A 16,169-nucleotide genomic window follows, 5' to 3' on the forward strand; every position below is an offset into this window, starting at 1 on the left:
TTTGAGTGGAAATGTCCGAGCATAAAAAACCGCCTGTTGGGCGGTTTTTTTATGGTGGCAGAAAGGCCGTTTATCAGAGGCCGAACTTGTCTCGTAGACTGTAGTACCAGGCTCCTAGTGCAGTGAATGGAGTGCGCAGCAATTGGCCTCCAGGGAAAGGGTAGTGGGGTAGATCGGCGAAGGCGTCAAAACGCTCTGCCTGGCCTCTTAGGGCTTCTGCCAGGACCTTGCCCGCCAGGTGGGTATAGGTCACGCCGTGTCCACTGCAGCCCTGGGAGTAGTAGATGTTGTCTCCCAGACGACCAACCTGTGGCAGGCGCGACAGGGTTAGCAGGAAGTTGCCGGTCCAGGCGTAGTCGATCTTCACGTTTTGCAGCTGCGGGAAGGCCTTGAGCATCTTCGGCCGGATGATCGCTTCGATATTGGCCGGGTCACGGGCGCCATACACTACTCCGCCGCCGAAGATCAGGCGCTTGTCGCCGGAGAGGCGGTAATAGTCCAGCAGGTAGTTGCAGTCCTCGACGCAGTAGTCCTGGGGCAGCAGGCTGGCTGCCAGCTCATCGCCCAAGGGTTCGGTGGTGATCACCTGGGTGCCGCACGGCATGGATTTGGCTGCCAGCTCCGGAATCAGGTTGCCCAGGTAGGCGTTGCCGGCGACGATGATGAACTTGGCGCGGACTTTACCCTGCGGGGTATGTACCACGGGGCTGACGCCGCGCTCGATGCGTACCGCTGGGGATTGTTCGTAAATGGTCCCGCCCAGGGATTCCACGGCAGCCGCTTCACCCAGGGCCAGGTTCAGCGGGTGGATGTGGCCGCCACTCATATCGAGCATGCCGCCCTTGTACTGGTCGCAGGCTACGACTTCACGAATCCGCCGCTCGTCCAGTAACTCCAGCTGAGTGTGGCCGTAGCGCTCCCACAGACGCTTCTGCGACTCCAGGTGACCCATTTGCTTGCTGGTCAGTGCGGCAAACACGCCCCCGTCTTTCAGATCGCACTGGATCTGATACTTGGCGACGCGCTCGCGGATGATACGGCCGCCCTCGAATGCCATCTGGCCCAGCAGTTGTGCTTGCTTGGGGCCGACAGTGCGTTCGATTACATCGATGTCGCGACTGTAGCTGTTGACGATCTGCCCGCCATTGCGCCCGGATGCGCCGAAGCCGACCTTGGCGGCCTCGAGCACGGTCACCCGGAAGCCGTTTTCCAGAAGAAACAGGGCGCTGGACAGGCCGGTGTAACCTGCGCCTATCACGCAGACGTCGGTTTCAACCTCATCTTGCAATTGTGGGCGTTCCGGGGCCGCATTGGCGGAAGCAGCGTAATAAGACTGTGGGTAGGGAATGTTCGCCATCCTGCGACCTCATGTGTTTAATATATTTTACGAGTGCGTCGATGCTACCTGAGTTGAAAATCCGCTACCAGACAGGAAGAAAAACTTCTTCGTGGCCGCGAAATTAAAAAATTCGCATATTCATAGGCTTAGCTGCAAAAAAGGTGTTGACACCCCTTTGGAATTCCGTAGAATGCCGCCTCACAGCAGGCACGTAGCTCAGTTGGTTAGAGCACCACCTTGACATGGTGGGGGTCGTTGGTTCGAGTCCAATCGCGCCTACCAAACAAAATCCGCTCTGCTGGGCGGTCTAGAAGGGGTTCACCGAAAGGTGAGCCCCTTTTTGCTTTGGGCGTCTTAATTGTATTGCGAGGCGCTCTTCAGAACTTCGGTGCGATCACTGTTTTTCCGCATGGCGCTTCTTGTCCTGATGGCGGCCGGAGTGTGAGCGGGCCGCTTGGGGGTGTCGGGTCAGGGCGTTCGAACGAACTCCTGCCAGTGCGGAAACAACGCCGCGATATTGCTACTGGTCATCAGTGGCATTACCACTTTTAACTGGTCGTCGCTCCGGTGCCTCCACGGCATCGCCAGAAGCCTCTCGATGCTACGTTCGTCGAAGCGTTTACGGATCGTCTTCAAAGGACTGCCGCCGACGATTGCCTAAGGTTCGACATCTCGTGTCACCAGGGCGCGGGTGCCTATCACTGCACCGTCTCCGATTTTGATGCCGGGCATGACAACGGCTTCGGAACCCATCCAGACATCATTGCCAATCACCGTGTCCCCAGCGGCTTCGTAGCCGTTTTGTGCGCCTGTGAACGCAGGCTCTTCGGACATCCAATAGAAGGGAAGGTGCTGATCCGCGCATTCCTATGCCCTTGGTTGCCGGCCATTATGAATGCCGCTCCTGAGCCCATTGAGCAGAAGCTGCCGATAATCAGTTGGTCTGCGCCTTCATCATGAAGAAGGTCGTTTGCGCAGTCATTGAAGCTGTGATCGTGCTAGTAGCCGGAGTAGTAGCTGTAGCGGCCCACCTGGATATCCGGGTGGGTTACTTGCTGATCAAGGGGGATGCCTTTGAAGGGGCTTTAAAAATAGTTGTTCATCAAGGTTTTTACGCCGTGTCTTCAATTGTCCTGGTCGTTGCCGTCCACGGTTCTTGTTGTGGGTGGCGGTCCTGTTGGCGAGCGGGTTGAGGATTTTTTACGTGCGGTTCCCTGTTTTCGCAGGCGAAGCTCGCCAACTTCTGGTGCAGGGAGCCGTCGTGATGGCCGGCTCCCGTGGCCGGGGGTCAGTCTTGGGTTATGAACGCGTTGCCGTTGAAACTGCGTACCGGGTTGCCGCGCTCCACTCGGTGGTGGGCGTCGCGGCGTTGCAGACGCAGTGCTTCCTCGGATTGCTGTTGCCGATCCGCCAGACGCTGCAGGATCAGCAGGCGAGCAACGCGCTTGTTGTCGTGCTGACTGCGTTCGGACTGCACTTTCACGCTGATTCCAGTTGCCAGGTGCGTGGCACGCACGGCGGAGTCGGTGGTGTTCACGTGTTGTCCGCCCGGACCCGAGGCGCGCATGGCTTCAAAGCGGATTTCGCCGTCCATGCTGTCTTGTGGAGCCTTGAACAGTTGTCCGGCGAAATACCAGTTTTTGCGTTTGTGTCCAGGGCGACACGGGCTTTTGCAGGTCCAGAGCAGGGTGCCTGTCCAGCGTTCAGCCAGTCTTGCAGCCTGTTCGCCATCAAGGCTGATCAGGACCGACTTGTGGGTGTCCCGGGTTTGGCCGGGTACCTGTTCGACCAGGCTGGTACGTACGCCTTGTGCCTCGGCTTCGCGATACAGGAGGCGCAAGGCCTTGGTCACCGCCAGCTCGCACTCGGCAGGCCCCTGGGCAGAGGACAGCTGTAACAGCAGCATCAGCAGCACCCCCGGCGTTTGTAAGTCAGTACCGGCTTGAGCCGGGCGATGACCTTTACCAGGCCGGCGTCCCGCAGGCTGCCCACTACGCTGTCGATGCTCTTGTAGGCTTCGGGCGCTTCCTCGTACATCAATCCGCGGTCTTCGCAGATCACTCGGCTGCCCAGTTGCGTGCGCTTGAGCTGGTCGAAACTGAATCGGGTCGCCAGCCGGCCCTTGCAGTCGCTGCGCAGCCATTTGCGTCCGGCGCCGTGGGCCAGGGAGAACAGGCTGACAGGCGTCGGAGTGGGCTGTACCAGGTAGCTGTAGTCACCCCGGGAGCCCGGAATGACCACTGGGCCCTGGTCCGATGGTGTGGCGCCCTTGCGATGCAGCCAGCCCTCGACGCCATCGATATTCGCCGGGGACACCAGATTGTGGTTGATGTCCAGAGCGGCGTGCCCCCTGGCTCGCAGGTTGTGCAGCAGGCGTTCGGCAATCAGTCGTCGGTTGGCTTCGGCGAAGCGCAGGGCCTCATCATGCTCTTGCAAGTACTGGACGCCAGCGGCGCTGGTCATCTCCAGGCCGTTGTGCCCGTGCTGATCCACATGGCGCCGCAGTATGGCCTCTCCCAGGCCGCGAGAGCCGCTATGCACCAGCAGCAACAAGGCTTTCGGATTCAGTTCCAGAGCCAGCAGGGCTGCGGTGTCGTACACCTGATCGAGCTGCTGCAACTCGGCGAAGTGATTGCCGCCACCAATGGTGCCCAGTGAGTGCTCGTGACCGGTGAGGGGCAGGCCCAGCTGGGCACGTTCTTCATCCCACTGTTCATCCAGAGGGAGATCGATATTGCCGATTTTCTTTTCCAGCTTGTCGAGATTGAGGCGGCTGCTGGAGAGGTCTGTTTGCCACAGCGCCATGCCGCAGCCGATGTCGTTGCCCACCAGTGCCGGATAGGCCACCTCAGTGGAAAAAAATGCTGCACCCACCGGGTAGCCTCGGCCTGGGTGCAGGTCAGGCATGCCGACGACCTGGTGCATGCCGGGCAGTTGGGCGGTGGTGTGCAGTTGCTGGAGCGCTTTGTCTTCGATCCAGGTGGTGTCGGAGGCGATAAGAGAGACGCCATTCGACAAATGACGGATGCAAGTGTCCATGTCCAATTCCTGATTGGAAAAAAATATTCAGGTAGTGGCAGGACGGAGCGGGGTTAAGCGAAGGCGCTAACGGGTAGCGGATATAGCGTTTAAACCAGGCACGTCCTGCAAGGGGTGATCAGCTGTTGCATGGTGGATCTCCTTGGCAAAAGTGTGGGAAGGGGCGCGAAGGTTAATCCTTTGCCTGAGGCCTTGCAATGGGGTTTGTAAACAAAAGGCAATTGGCATCGCGGCTTTTTTTCTTCTGCTCAAACGCCTTTTCTCCGCCGTGTGAGCGATACTCTCGCGTTTTATGGACGAGGTGGCAGCATGCGGGTTTTGATGGCGGTGATGGTTGCGGTGTTGTTGGCCGGCTGTGCAAGTTCCACCATGGACGATGCCCGGACAAGAACGCCCAACAAGACCCTGACCTCGGCCAAGGCCGATCAACTGGTGGCGCAATGCGTACAGTTCGCCTGGCAGGATGAGGCGGTCTTTGGTGTGGATGCGGCTGCCTACCTGCAAGCTGGCAAGGTAGGCGGATATACGGTGTATACCCGTGCAGCTGAAGTCTTCGTGGATATCAAGGCCGAGCCCTCGGGCACCGCTGTCCACTATTACGCGATCGAGGACAGCTCTGTTTCGAAGCGTCGATTGGCCGCGTTGGCGACCTGTCTGTAAGCCCAGGCAGCGCTTCAGGTGTAGGCGCTCAGCCTTTCTGTCAGCAAACCCGGCAATCGCCGGGTTTTGTTGTTTCTGGGTGCCGTGTTTTCAACGCAAGTTGTATGGCTTGATATTTTCTCTCGGCAGAAAGTATGAGTTTTAGTGTAGAAAAGCGTGTAATACATTGACTCTTTAAAGTGTCAGTTCAAATAAAGAAGTCTAGTATTTAATAGGGCTGGCGCTGAATTGTGTAAATTGTTCTGGATGGTTAGTTTGTGACGTGGTGAAAAAAACGAGAAAAGTGCGCTAAGTTAAAGGTGCTCAACAAGGAGCAAGACTTACTTAATCAATGGAGTGAAAGATATGAACAAGCCACAAGCTCAAGTTAAACATGGTCGCGTTGTTTCGCCTTCCAGTCGTGGTGCGGTTGCAGTAGAGCTGGGATTGCTGGGAACCTGGCAGGTGAATGAAATGGAAGGCGGGAAAAACTTTCCGGCTCTGACCGCCGGGCCTTTCCCGAAACCTTACGACAGCGATGTCGGGAGCGCGGTACCTCCCGCAGATGGCCACATTCTCAGTGGTGGCAAGGTGGATGAGCGCGACTGCATCAACTTCACCAACGAGGAAATGTCGAAGAAAATCAATCGTGCCTTCAGCTGGCCGCTGCTCAATGTGGACCCCGGTCAGGTATTCCGGGTGCAATGGGAGTACACCGCGCCTCACGTCACTCGTGGCTACAGCTGGTTCATCACTAAAGATGGTTGGGACCCGAAGCAACGCATCAGCCGTGCACAACTGGAGCCTCAGGCTTTTTATCAGGATTTTTATACCGAAGTTCCATTCGACAAGTTTGGCTCGGTATTGAAGGCTAAGACTAATCATGAAGTTGTGCTGCCAAAAAACAAGAAAGGCCACCATGTTGTGGTGCTGGTGTGGGTTGTCGCCAATACCGGAAACGGGTTTTATCAGGCCTTCGATCTGGACTTCAAGTAAGTCTCGGTCGTGCAGCCCCCTTTAACAGTTCTGAAGGATTAGAGCGTGAATAAAATCGATTTTGCATTAAACAAGAGTCAAGCTGCCGATGCGGCCTCCATGATGCCGAGCATTGCCGGCAAGAAGATCCTCATGGGCTTCTGGCATAACTGGGCCGCCGGTTCTGCCGACGGTTATCAGCAGGGGCAATTTGCCAATCTGAGCCTGCTGGATGTCCCCAAGGAGTACAACGTGGTGGCGGTGGCCTTCATGAAGGGCAACGGCATTCCCACCTTCAAGCCCTACAACCTCTCGGACACCGAGTTCCGGCGTCAGGTCGGTGTGCTCAACAGCCAGGGGCGCGTCGTGCTGATTTCCCTGGGTGGTGCCGATGCGCATATCGAGTTGCGCAAGGGCGACGAGCAGCCTTTGGCCAACGAAATCATCCGTCTGGTGGAGACTTACGGCTTCGATGGCCTGGATATCGATCTGGAGCAGAGTGCAATCGACTATGCCGACAACAAGAGTGTGTTGCCGGCAGCCTTGAAGCTGGTGAAGGATCACTATGCCGGTCAGGGCAAGCATTTCATCATCAGCATGGCGCCGGAGTTTCCGTACCTGACCAGCAATGGTAAGTACGTGGCTTACCTGCAAGCCCTGGAGGGCTACTACGACTTTGTCGCGCCGCAATACTACAACCAGGGTGGCGATGGACTCTGGGTGCCGGAGGCCAATGGCGGGCAGGGCGCCTGGATTGCCCAGAACAATGATCAGATGAAGGAGGACTTCCTGTTCTACCTGACCGACAGCCTGGCTTCGGGCTCTCGCGGTTACACCCGGATTGCGGCGGACAAGCTGGCAATCGGCTTGCCCAGCAACGTCGATGCCGCGGCCACGGGCTATGTCATCGATCCCGCGGCTGTGAGTAATGCGTTCAAGCGGCTGCAGGATGCTGGTCATGCCATCAAGGGCTTGATGACCTGGTCGGTGAACTGGGATGCCGGAGTCAGTCGGCAAGGCGTGCCGTACAACTGGGAGTTCCGCAACCGTTATGCGCCGTTGATCCATGGCGATGGCGCAGAGCCCGAGCGTCCCGGGGCACCTGGCAACCTGCAGGTGCTGGGAGCTACTCGTAGCAGTGTCACCTTGAGCTGGGGCGCCTCCAGTGGTGTGCGTCCGGTGGAGTTCTACACCCTGTATCGCGATGGCAATGCGGTGGGCCAGTCGACTTCCCTGGGCTTTGAAGACAAGGGGCTGAGTGCCGATACCCAGTACAGTTACTTCGTTACGGCCACTGATACTCAGGGTCGTGAATCGTTGCCCAGTCGCAGCCTGAGTGTCAGGACTGCGGGTGGCGCCGTCGATCCGAGCTTTCCTGAGTGGAGTAGCAGTCAACGCTATCTCCGGGAGGACGGAGTGAGCTACGAGGGCAATCACTATCTCTGCCTTCAAGAGCACACTTCAAACCCGGCATGGACGCCCTCCGTGGCTTTCACCCTCTGGAGCAAGGTGTTGCTGGAGCGTCATGGCTGAACAGTGACGTCGTTGTTTTTCTCAGCGGCAAGGCGGCCCGCACGGATGTTGTCGATCCGAATGCGGGTCGCCTTTTTTTCCTGAAGGCTGTCCATGGATGATCGGCGGCAGGTGGATGGGCGTGGCGCCTGGTGTGGCATTGGCTCAGTTGTAATCATTGGTAAGCGGGGCTGCAATTGGGATCGGCTTGGGCGTAGTCTCGCGGCTCGATCAATGAGCAATGGACTTTTGCCATGTTTCAAATGAATAACCTGGTTCCGGAAATGCTGGTCACGGACCTGGAGCGCAGTCTGATTTTTTATCGCGATACCCTCGGTTTCAAGGTGGAGTATCAGCGTCCGGAACACTTCTTTGCCTTTCTCTCCCTCAACGGCGCTCAGTTGATGCTGGAGCAGGATGATCAGGAGGAATCAGAGTGGCGCGTCGGCCCCTTGCAGGCGCCTTTTGGCCGAGGCATGAACTTGTCCATCGAGTGCCCGGACATTCGCCAGATGGCTGCCGCTCTGGCGCATGCCGGTATCGTCCTGCGCAGGGAAATCCAGGAGTGCTGGTACCGGCATGATGAGTTGCTGCATGGTGAGTTGAACCTGCTGGTGCTTGATCCGGACGGCTACCTGCTGCGGTTCACTGAGGATTTGGGGTTCAAGCCAGCGGTCAGCGCCTGACCGCCGATCCCGGGTGCGACGCCTGTATTGCTGAGGCGCCGCGTACCGGGAGGCCGCGGTTGGTATTTGCCAGAAAAGGGCGATAGTCAGTGCTTGACGACAATCCAGTGGGCGGGAATCTGTTATAGCCGCAATCCGGTCAGAGCATGCAGGTGTTCTGTAGGAGAGGTTCAAGGCAAATAGGGCACGCGCCGCGCCAGCTGTTGGGCACAGGCAGGGAGCGGGTGCTCATTGGATTCATGGGGTTTCGCGTTTGTCCGGGGCGGTCAGTCCGGCTTGAATGCGTTGATAGATTTCCTCGCGGTGTACCGCGACGTCTTTTGGCGCGTTGATACCGATGCGGACCTGTTGGCCGCTGACGCCGAGAATGGTGATCGTAATGTCGTCACCGATGTTTATGCTTTCACCGACTTTGCGGGTGAGTATCAGCATGATCTTCTCCTTGATGGCTTTGTAGAGCACCAGATTCAAACAGTGCAGAGGTCGGTCTTAGGTATAGATTAGTGCGAAGTTCCACTGAGTGGGTGCCTCTTTCTGACGCGCAGACGATCTATTAATTCCCAAGTCGCAACTATACAGAGGCAATAAATATCATTCTTCCTGTTTCGGCCTGATTTTGTGACGAGGTCTCTTTTGTCTTGAGTGCTAAAATCGCCGCCTCAGACTTTCTAGGGGTAGGTTGTGCGCACAGTAGCGATGATGATGGCGGTGTTGGCGTTGGCCGGTTGCGGTGAAGGCAAGCCAGTCGAGGCGAACAAGAGCACTTTGGCGACGACGCAGGTTCAGCCGGTTCAGGCTTCTACCGCGCCGCAGTGGGATGTGTGGGTGGGCAGCGAACTGCCCCTGGCGGTCAGTGATCTCACAGGTTGGCTGATCGAGCACGGGATCATGTCCAATGTGGTGACCGTGGAAGGCAAGAAGCGGGTGCTGCTCGGGCCTTTTGCGTCCCAGGCCGAGGCCGAGGCAAAAAAGACCGAAGTGGTCGAGAAACTCATCAAGGCCAAGAAGCGTGACATCGATGTCACGGTTATCGAGCACCAGGCTGCACAGTAAGTAAGTCTGCTCCCGCCTTATCGAGAGGCGCCCATATCAAGGGGCGCCTCTGGGTCAGCCGCAGGCCTTGAGGTTGACGGTTCCGACAAACTCGTTTCCACGCCCCATCACGCAGGCCACGCTCTGATTGCGTTGGCGCTCCCAATCCTGCACCGGATAGGTTTTGTTCCAGGCTTCGAAGAGCTGTCGATCCTGTTTCGACAGGCGCAGACCGTATTGCTTGCTCATGTAGAAGTAGGTGCGGGCGATCATGCCGCGAATCGAGGGGCGGGGCATGACTTTCTTGGCCTTGAAGTCCACCTGGGTCAGGCATGAGCCATATTGCCCGGATTGCTCCGGCAGCCAGCCGAAACTGAAGTTGCTGCGGTCGCCATTCACTTCGCCAATGCTTGGTACCAGGTTATGCAAGTCCGCTTCGGCCCGCTGATAGACCGGGTCGGTACGGGTGCAATTCTTGCGCCCGCCTTGCTGCCAGCATTGGCGCTGATGACCGATCTGCCAGGCCGGCACTATGTGTTCCCATTCGATGCGCTCTGCGCGCTTGGCGTTCTTGCGCGGTATATAGCCGCAAGCGGCGAGGTTTATCCGGTTGCCGTTGTACTTGCAGCCGCAGTAGAACTCGGTTGATTGGGGGGCATAGAGTTTCCAGGCGACTTTCTTGGCTTCGCTGAAGGTGCGTGGGGCATCGGCTTGGGCGGTGAAGGTGACGAAAAACAGCAGTACGGCAAAACAACGGACACTCATCAACTCAGTCTTCCTTCGGTACGACCCAGAAAATTTGCACGCCACCATCGTCGCGATAGGCGAGGGTGACGTTGTCGTTCTCGGCGATTTCCTCCAGCAGGCGTTCCCACTCGTCCTGGGGCTCATCGGCGAGGCGGAAGATCAGGGCTGCCTTGGCTTTCTGTGCGGTAGGGGAGTTGATGATTTTCTGGATGCGTACACCCAGGCGTTCGTAGGAGCTGAGGGGCGTTTGGGTCGTGGCCACGGAACAATCCTTAATAAGCTGTACGTGTATACAGTATTTAACTGTAAGACATTTCGCAACTGCTTAAGATTCAAGAAGTTCCTCTGACCATGCTTTACGCATTTGTCTCACGGATGAGGGAGATTTTTTACGGGGGAGGGCGCGACGAGGCTGTTAGGCGGGGGGCGGAACCACTCGCCTGGATGGGCGAGTGGTTGAAGCCTGCTCGACCGGAGTCGGTCGAGCGGAGGGCTGTCAGTATTCCCAGAACATGCGTTGCAGTTCTTTGCTGTCCTGAGTCTTGGTCAGAGCGACCATGGCCAGGATGCGGGCTTTTTGCGGGTTCAGGTCGTGAGCCACGACCCAGTCGTTCTTGTCGTCAGGCTGTTCAGCGTTGCGCAGTACGAAGCCGCCAGCATTGACGTGGGAAGAACGAATGATCTGCACGCCGTTCTTGCGCAGCTCTTGCAAGGCTGGCACTACGCGGGAGGACACGGAGCCGTTGCCGGTACCGGCATGGATGATGGCTTTGGCACCACCTTGTGCCAGGGCCTTGTAAGCGGTGTCGCTGACGTTGCCGTAGCCGTAGGCGATTTCTACGTCAGGCAGGCTCTTGATGTTCTTGATGTCGAATTCCGAATCCATGGTGTGACGCTTGGCAGGCAGGCGGAACCAGTAGGATTTGCCTTCCACTACCATGCCCAGTGGGCCCCATGGGCTCTTGAAGGCTTCGGTCTTGATGTTGATCGTCTTGCTGACATCGCGACCGGACTGGATTTCATCGTTCATGGTGACCAGCACGCCTTTACCGCGGGCGTTCTTGCTGCCGGCTACGGCTACTGCGTTGTACAGGTTGAGCATGCCGTCAGCCGACATGGCGGTGCCTGGGCGCATGGAGCCGACGACCACGATCGGCTTGTCAGTCTTTTCCACCAGGTTGAGGAAGTAGGCGGTTTCTTCCAGGGTGTCGGTGCCGTGGGTGATGACGATGCCATCGACGTCTTTGCTGTCGGCCAGTTCAGCAACGCGGCGACCCAGTTGCAGCAGGTTTTCGTTGGTGATGCTTTCCGAAGCGATCTGCATGACTTGCTCGCCACGCACATTGGCCAGTTGGCTCAGCTCGGGGATGCCGGCGATCAGTTGTTCGATGCCGACTTTGGCTGCTTGGTAGGTGGCGCTGTTGGCGGCACTGGCGCCGGCGCCGGCGATGGTGCCACCGGTAGCAAGGACCACAACGTTGGCGAGTTTTTGTTGGGTTTCAGCTTCTTTGGCCTGCACAGCTGCAGGCAGAAGCAGGAGGAGGGCCAAAGCGCCCGGAACGAAGGTTTTGAAGGCAGATTTCATTATTTTCTCTCTAGTAGTGAGACGGTGCTGATGCAGGTTCATCTAGAAACACCCCGACCGCAGATCTGTATGCGGTGAGGCAGTGAGGGTTGAGCAGGATCTGTACCAGCGCTACCTTGGTCCGATAAGTATTTTAAGTTACTGATTTATATCAACTTTATTTATTTTTATGACGGCGATGGAGTGGTGTGTGTCCGGGTTTCCGAACGTTTGCGCGGGTAGGCGTTCGGCAATCCGAAAATGCCCGTCAGCGGTTTGGTACAAAGGGGCAGGGGCCGTTATTAAAGAATGTCGCGAGATGGTCGATGACCCGACAGGATCTTTTTTTCAGGAGTTCATATGTCTCTGTCAGTCGGATTTCCTGGCGCAGGAGCGATTTTGATCAATGGCAAGTCACCGGCGACCATTGATGCATTGAGTAACGCCGCTGCCGAGGAGGCGTCCACGGCGCTGGGCACCGATGAGTCGGACACCCTCCGGGTGGGGGCCGGCAAGCAGGCGGAAAAGTCCGAAGCCGCAGACTCGGGTGGAGACAATCAGAGCATCGTCGTCAAGATGCTGCTCAAGCGTATGCAAGAGTTGCAGGAGCAGCTCAAGCAGCAGCAACAGCAACTGGCTGCCGCCCAGGCCGCCGACTATCCGACCCCTGAAGCCAAGCAGACCGTGGTGATGGGCCTTCAAGGGCAGATCGCCCAGACCAACGGGGCCCTGGCCGAGGTATCGGGCAATCTGGTCCGTGAGCTGGCCAAGGACTCCTCCTCGGGCGGCCTGGTAAACACCACCGCATGACCCTCAGAGCCTGTTCGACGCTACGGTGCGGACAGGTTTCTCCTCTCCAGCAGTGGGGTTTTGCCCCCTGTCTGTCTGCTTTTTCCAGACACTGATCGGCGTTGACAAACTCTGGCTAGGTTCGCATAGTTCGTTTTACGCAAACGTTTGCGCGGCCTTTGGATAACGACAATCGTCTATCTTTCCAAAGTGCGGCACCGGCCTCCCATCCCTGCTGATGACGGCCTGCTCACCCTGCCGTGCGGACGCTGCTCACAATAATCATAAGATCGGAGTGAATTCATGAAGCTGCCCTTCGCTGGACGTCTACTCGCTGTCGCTGTTCTGGCTGCTGCATCCGCTGCCCTCCCTCTCTCTTCGGCCTATGCCGAGACCTCGCAGAAACCCAAGGTCGCCCTGGTCATGAAGTCCCTGGCCAACGAGTTCTTCCTGACCATGGAAGACGGCGCCAAGGCTTATCAGAAAGAGCATTCCGCCGATTTCGACCTGGTGTCCAACGGCATCAAGGACGAAACCGATACCGCCAACCAGATTCGCATCGTCGAGCAGATGATCGTCTCCAAGGTCAATGCCCTGGTGATTGCACCCGCCGACTCCAAGGCCATGGTGCCGGTGATCAAGAAGGCGGTGGATGCCGGGATCACCGTGATCAATATCGATAACCAACTCGATCCCGGTGTGCTGAAAAGCAAGAACATCAGCGTACCTTTCGTGGGGCCGGACAACCGCAAGGGGGCTCGCCTGGTGGGTGAGTACCTGGCCAAGCAACTGAAGGCCGGCGACGAAGTGGGGATCATCGAAGGGGTTTCCACCACCACCAACGCACAGCAGCGCACCGCTGGCTTCAAGGACGCGATGGACGCCGCGCAGATCAAGGTGGTCTCGCTGCAATCCGGCGACTGGGAAATCAACGCAGGCAACCGTGTGGCCTCGGCGATGCTCAGCGAGTACCCGAATCTCAAGGCATTGCTGGCCGGTAACGACAGCATGGCAGTGGGGGCGGTTTCCGCCGTGCGGGCTGCGGGCAAGGCCGGCAAGGTCCAGGTAGTGGGCTACGACAATATCAACGCCATCAAACCCATGCTCAAGGATGGCCGGGTCCTGGCCACTGCCGACCAGTTCGCTGCCAAGCAGGCGGTGTTCGGCATCGAGACCGCGCTGAAGATCCTCAAGGGCGAGAAAGTCGACAGCGGTGCCAACGGCGTGATCGAAACTCCAGTTGAGCTGGTCACCAAGTAGTCCTTCCGGCGGCACAACGGCGCTCGCCCGTTCGGGCGAGCGCATGGAGAGTTTCTTATGTCAGTTTCCGCTGCGAACGCTGTCCTCTCGGTCAGCGGTATCGGCAAGACCTATGCACAGCCGGTATTGACCGGCATCGACCTGACGCTGATGCGTGGGGAGGTGCTGGCCCTGACTGGTGAGAACGGCGCTGGCAAGAGCACCTTGTCGAAGATCATCGGTGGTCTGGTCAGCCCTACCACCGGCCACATGCAGTTCAACGGCCAGGACTATCGCCCCGGTAGCCGGACCCAGGCGGAAGAGGTGGGGGTTCGCATGGTCATGCAGGAGCTCAACCTACTGCCGACCCTGTCGGTGGCCGAGAACCTGTTTCTCGACAACCTGCCCACTACCGGTGGCTGGATCAGCCGCAAGCAATTGCGCAAGGCCGCGATCGAGGCCATGGCCCAGGTCGGCCTTGACGCCATCGATCCCGACACGCTGGTGGGTGAATTGGGCATCGGTCACCAGCAGATGGTGGAGATCGCCCGCAACCTGATCGGCGACTGTCATGTGCTGATTCTCGATGAGCCGACGGCCATGCTCACTTCCCGTGAGGTGGAGATGCTCTTCGAGCAGATCACTCGCCTGCAGGCTCGGGGCGTGTCCATCATCTATATCTCCCATCGCCTGGAAGAGCTGGCCCGGGTGGCCCAGCGCATTGCTGTGTTGCGTGACGGTTGCCTGGTGTGTGTCGAGCCCATGGCCAACTACAACAGCGAACAGTTGGTGAACCTGATGGTGGGGCGCGAGCTGGGCGAACACATTGACCTGGGCGAGCGCAAGATCGGTGCGCCGGCGCTGACGGTGAACAACCTCAGTCGTTCGGACAAGGTTTGTGATGTGTCCTTCGAGGTGCGCAGTGGCGAGATCTTCGGTATCTCTGGCCTGATCGGGGCAGGGCGTACCGAGTTGCTGCGGCTGATCTTTGGTGCCGATGTCGCCGACAGCGGCAGCATTGCCTTGGGCACACCAGCCCGGCCGGTGAGTATTCGCTCCCCGGTGGATGCGGTGGCCAACGGCATTGCGTTGATCACTGAGGATCGCAAGGGCGAAGGGCTGCTGCTGACCCAGTCCATCAGCGCCAATATCGCCCTGGGCAACATGCCGGCTATTTCCAGTGGCGGCCTGGTCAATGGCCAGGACGAAGAGCAACTGGCCCGGCGGCAGATCGATGCCATGCGCATTCGCAGTTCCAGTCCGGCGCAATTGGTGTCCGAATTGTCCGGCGGCAACCAGCAGAAAGTGGTGATCGGCCGTTGGCTGGAGCGTGACTGCTCGGTGTTGCTGTTCGACGAGCCCACTCGCGGTATCGATGTCGGCGCCAAGTTCGATATCTATGGCCTGCTGGGGGAGTTGACCCGCCAGGGCAAGGCCCTGGTGGTGGTGTCCAGCGACCTGCGTGAGTTGATGTTGATCTGTGATCGCATCGGCGTGCTCTCTGCCGGGCGCCTGATCGACACCTTCGAGCGTGACAGCTGGACCCAGGACGAATTGCTTGCCGCCGCCTTTGCCGGCTATCAAAAACGAGATGCGTTGCTCAGCGAAGCGACGCCTAGGAATGCATCATGAAAACTGCACCTGCAAGCGGCAAGCGAGGCGGCCATTACTACGGCCTCGGCACCTACCTGGGTCTGGCGGGGGCGTTGTTGGGGATGATCGTCCTGTTCTCCCTGCTCAGCAGCCACTTCCTTTCCTATGACACCTTCAGCACCCTGGCCAACCAGATTCCCGACCTTATGGTGCTGGCGGTGGGTATGACCTTCGTCCTGATCATCGGTGGCATCGATCTGTCCGTGGGGTCGGTGCTGGCCCTGGCGGCCTCGACAGTCAGCGTGGCGATTCTCGGCTGGGGCTGGAGCGTGGTACCTGCGGCATTGCTGGGCATGGCCTGTGCGGCGCTGGCGGGAACCATCACCGGCTCGATCACTGTGGCCTGGCGTATCCCGTCCTTCATTGTGTCCTTGGGGGTGCTGGAAATGGCCCGGGGTGTTGCCTATCAGATGACCGGCTCGCGCACGGCCTATATCGGTGATGCCTTCGCCTGGTTGTCGAATCCGATTGCCTTTGGCATTTCGCCGTCGTTTATCATTGCCCTGCTGATTATCTTCCTGGCCCAGGCGGTGCTGACGCGCACCGTGTTCGGTCGCTACCTGATCGGCATCGGTACCAACGAAGAGGCGGTGCGTCTGGCGGGGATCAATCCCAAACCCTACAAGATCCTGGTGTTCAGCCTGATGGGGTTGTTGGCGGGCATTGCAGCGCTGTTTCAAATTTCTCGCCTGGAAGCGGCAGACCCGAATGCGGGCTCCGGTCTGGAGTTGCAGGTCATCGCTGCGGTGGTGATTGGCGGCACCAGCCTGATGGGCGGACGCGGTTCGGTGATCAGTACCTTCTTCGGCGTCTTGATTATTTCCGTGCTGGCTGCAGGCCTGGCGCAAATCGGCGCATCAGAACCGACCAAGCGCATCATCACCGGTGCGGTCATTGTGATTGCCGTGGTGCTGGACACCTATCGCAGCCAGCGCGCCAATCGGCGGGTTTGATT

16 protein-coding genes, 1 tRNA gene and 1 pseudogene are annotated in these 16,169 nt (G+C 58.3%); 10 read left to right on the plus strand and 8 right to left on the minus strand.

Going from position 1 to position 16,169, the window contains the following annotated elements; genetic code table 11:
• Window positions 1-73: 73 nt before the first annotated feature.
• Window positions 74-1,357 (minus strand): NAD(P)/FAD-dependent oxidoreductase, encoded by a 1,284-nt coding sequence (locus LOY69_RS10265; RefSeq protein ID WP_170002263.1) that lies wholly within the window; start codon window positions 1,355-1,357, stop codon window positions 74-76.
• A gap of 187 nt (window positions 1,358-1,544) precedes the next feature.
• On the opposite strand from LOY69_RS10265, the gene LOY69_RS10270 reads away from it, so the two are divergent.
• Window positions 1,545-1,621: transfer RNA gene (locus LOY69_RS10270), tRNA-Val, on the plus strand.
• Between the two features lie 186 nt (window positions 1,622-1,807).
• On the opposite strand, the pseudogene LOY69_RS10275 reads toward LOY69_RS10270, so the two are convergent.
• From LOY69_RS10275 to LOY69_RS10285, 3 genes and pseudogenes are all read right to left on the minus strand, one after another.
• Window positions 1,808-2,409, minus strand: a pseudogene (locus LOY69_RS10275) (CatB-related O-acetyltransferase).
• Between the two features lie 218 nt (window positions 2,410-2,627).
• Window positions 2,628-3,245, minus strand: a complete 618-nt coding sequence (gene prfH / locus LOY69_RS10280) for a peptide chain release factor H (RefSeq protein ID WP_265074454.1) — start codon at window positions 3,243-3,245, stop codon at window positions 2,628-2,630.
• Window positions 3,245-4,378: an RNA ligase RtcB family protein gene (locus LOY69_RS10285; protein WP_265074455.1), complete on the minus strand. Its 1,134-nt coding sequence runs from the start codon at window positions 4,376-4,378 to the stop codon at window positions 3,245-3,247. Before LOY69_RS10285 ends, prfH begins: the two co-directional genes overlap by 1 nt.
• A gap of 309 nt (window positions 4,379-4,687) precedes the next feature.
• Here LOY69_RS10285 and LOY69_RS10290 point away from each other — a divergent pair, with 309 nt between their 5' ends.
• From LOY69_RS10290 to LOY69_RS10305, 4 genes are all read left to right on the plus strand, one after another.
• Window positions 4,688-5,038, plus strand: a complete 351-nt coding sequence (locus LOY69_RS10290) for a hypothetical protein (RefSeq protein ID WP_102882495.1) — start codon at window positions 4,688-4,690, stop codon at window positions 5,036-5,038.
• A 345-nt stretch (window positions 5,039-5,383) separates the two neighbouring features.
• Window positions 5,384-6,013, plus strand: a complete 630-nt coding sequence (locus LOY69_RS10295; protein WP_102863640.1) for a lytic polysaccharide monooxygenase auxiliary activity family 9 protein — start codon at window positions 5,384-5,386, stop codon at window positions 6,011-6,013.
• Between the two features lie 45 nt (window positions 6,014-6,058).
• On the plus strand, window positions 6,059-7,525 hold the full coding sequence (locus LOY69_RS10300) for a carbohydrate-binding protein (protein WP_413787141.1): 1,467 nt from the start codon (window positions 6,059-6,061) through the stop codon (window positions 7,523-7,525).
• A gap of 233 nt (window positions 7,526-7,758) precedes the next feature.
• On the plus strand, window positions 7,759-8,190 hold the full coding sequence (locus LOY69_RS10305) for a VOC family protein (protein WP_110596809.1): 432 nt from the start codon (window positions 7,759-7,761) through the stop codon (window positions 8,188-8,190).
• 237 nt (window positions 8,191-8,427) lie between these two features.
• On the opposite strand, the gene csrA is transcribed toward LOY69_RS10305, so the two are convergent.
• On the minus strand, window positions 8,428-8,622 hold the full coding sequence (gene csrA, locus LOY69_RS10310) for a carbon storage regulator CsrA (protein WP_007920550.1): 195 nt from the start codon (window positions 8,620-8,622) through the stop codon (window positions 8,428-8,430).
• 264 nt (window positions 8,623-8,886) lie between these two features.
• On the opposite strand from csrA, the gene LOY69_RS10315 reads away from it, so the two are divergent.
• Complete coding sequence (locus tag LOY69_RS10315) at window positions 8,887-9,243, plus strand: penicillin-binding protein activator LpoB (protein ID WP_102882493.1); 357 nt, start codon at window positions 8,887-8,889, stop codon at window positions 9,241-9,243.
• A gap of 54 nt (window positions 9,244-9,297) precedes the next feature.
• Here LOY69_RS10315 and LOY69_RS10320 read toward each other — a convergent pair whose 3' ends face one another.
• From LOY69_RS10320 to LOY69_RS10330, 3 genes are all read right to left on the minus strand, one after another.
• A complete protein-coding gene (locus LOY69_RS10320) occupies window positions 9,298-9,987 on the minus strand; it encodes an endonuclease (protein WP_102864090.1) in 690 nt (229 codons plus the stop codon).
• Window positions 9,988-9,991: 4 nt separating this feature from the next.
• On the minus strand, window positions 9,992-10,261 hold the full coding sequence (locus LOY69_RS10325; RefSeq protein ID WP_102863635.1) for a DUF1654 domain-containing protein: 270 nt from the start codon (window positions 10,259-10,261) through the stop codon (window positions 9,992-9,994).
• 204 nt (window positions 10,262-10,465) lie between these two features.
• Window positions 10,466-11,554, minus strand: a complete 1,089-nt coding sequence (locus LOY69_RS10330; protein WP_102882492.1) for an asparaginase — start codon at window positions 11,552-11,554, stop codon at window positions 10,466-10,468.
• Between the two features lie 339 nt (window positions 11,555-11,893).
• Between LOY69_RS10330 and LOY69_RS10335 the strand changes: the two genes are divergently transcribed.
• From LOY69_RS10335 to LOY69_RS10350, 4 genes are all read left to right on the plus strand, one after another.
• Window positions 11,894-12,343 (plus strand): hypothetical protein, encoded by a 450-nt coding sequence (locus tag LOY69_RS10335; protein ID WP_110652600.1) that lies wholly within the window; start codon window positions 11,894-11,896, stop codon window positions 12,341-12,343.
• 282 nt (window positions 12,344-12,625) lie between these two features.
• On the plus strand, window positions 12,626-13,582 hold the full coding sequence (locus tag LOY69_RS10340; RefSeq protein WP_102882490.1) for a sugar ABC transporter substrate-binding protein: 957 nt from the start codon (window positions 12,626-12,628) through the stop codon (window positions 13,580-13,582).
• A 57-nt stretch (window positions 13,583-13,639) separates the two neighbouring features.
• Window positions 13,640-15,193, plus strand: a complete 1,554-nt coding sequence (locus LOY69_RS10345; protein WP_265074456.1) for a sugar ABC transporter ATP-binding protein — start codon at window positions 13,640-13,642, stop codon at window positions 15,191-15,193.
• Complete coding sequence (locus LOY69_RS10350; RefSeq protein WP_102863626.1) at window positions 15,190-16,167, plus strand: ABC transporter permease; 978 nt, start codon at window positions 15,190-15,192, stop codon at window positions 16,165-16,167. The genes LOY69_RS10345 and LOY69_RS10350 overlap by 4 nt, the downstream gene beginning before the upstream one ends.
• Window positions 16,168-16,169 lie beyond the last annotated feature (2 nt).

This window comes from Pseudomonas sp. B21-059, from assembly GCF_026016285.1.
In the GTDB taxonomy this organism is placed as follows: Bacteria; Pseudomonadota; Gammaproteobacteria; order Pseudomonadales; family Pseudomonadaceae; genus Aquipseudomonas; species Aquipseudomonas danubii.

Bases quoted from the DNA above. Each gene is read 5' to 3' on its own strand.
- LOY69_RS10335 (WP_110652600.1), top strand. From the start codon at position 11,894: ATGTCTCTGTCAGTCGGATTTCCTGGCGCAGGAGCGATTTTGATCAAT.
- LOY69_RS10350 (WP_102863626.1), top strand. From the start codon at position 15,190: ATGAAAACTGCACCTGCAAGCGGCAAGCGAGGCGGCCATTACTACGGC.
- LOY69_RS10315 (WP_102882493.1), top strand. From the start codon at position 8,887: ATGATGATGGCGGTGTTGGCGTTGGCCGGTTGCGGTGAAGGCAAGCCA.
- LOY69_RS10285 (WP_265074455.1), bottom strand. From the start codon at position 4,378: ATGGACACTTGCATCCGTCATTTGTCGAATGGCGTCTCTCTTATCGCC.
- LOY69_RS10295 (WP_102863640.1), top strand. From the start codon at position 5,384: ATGAACAAGCCACAAGCTCAAGTTAAACATGGTCGCGTTGTTTCGCCT.
- LOY69_RS10320 (WP_102864090.1), bottom strand. From the start codon at position 9,987: ATGAGTGTCCGTTGTTTTGCCGTACTGCTGTTTTTCGTCACCTTCACC.
- csrA (WP_007920550.1), bottom strand. From the start codon at position 8,622: ATGCTGATACTCACCCGCAAAGTCGGTGAAAGCATAAACATCGGTGAC.
- LOY69_RS10265 (WP_170002263.1), bottom strand. From the start codon at position 1,357: ATGGCGAACATTCCCTACCCACAGTCTTATTACGCTGCTTCCGCCAAT.
- LOY69_RS10290 (WP_102882495.1), top strand. From the start codon at position 4,688: ATGCGGGTTTTGATGGCGGTGATGGTTGCGGTGTTGTTGGCCGGCTGT.
- LOY69_RS10340 (WP_102882490.1), top strand. From the start codon at position 12,626: ATGAAGCTGCCCTTCGCTGGACGTCTACTCGCTGTCGCTGTTCTGGCT.
- LOY69_RS10305 (WP_110596809.1), top strand. From the start codon at position 7,759: ATGTTTCAAATGAATAACCTGGTTCCGGAAATGCTGGTCACGGACCTG.
- LOY69_RS10345 (WP_265074456.1), top strand. From the start codon at position 13,640: ATGTCAGTTTCCGCTGCGAACGCTGTCCTCTCGGTCAGCGGTATCGGC.
- LOY69_RS10330 (WP_102882492.1), bottom strand. From the start codon at position 11,554: ATGAAATCTGCCTTCAAAACCTTCGTTCCGGGCGCTTTGGCCCTCCTC.
- prfH (WP_265074454.1), bottom strand. From the start codon at position 3,245: ATGCTGCTGTTACAGCTGTCCTCTGCCCAGGGGCCTGCCGAGTGCGAG.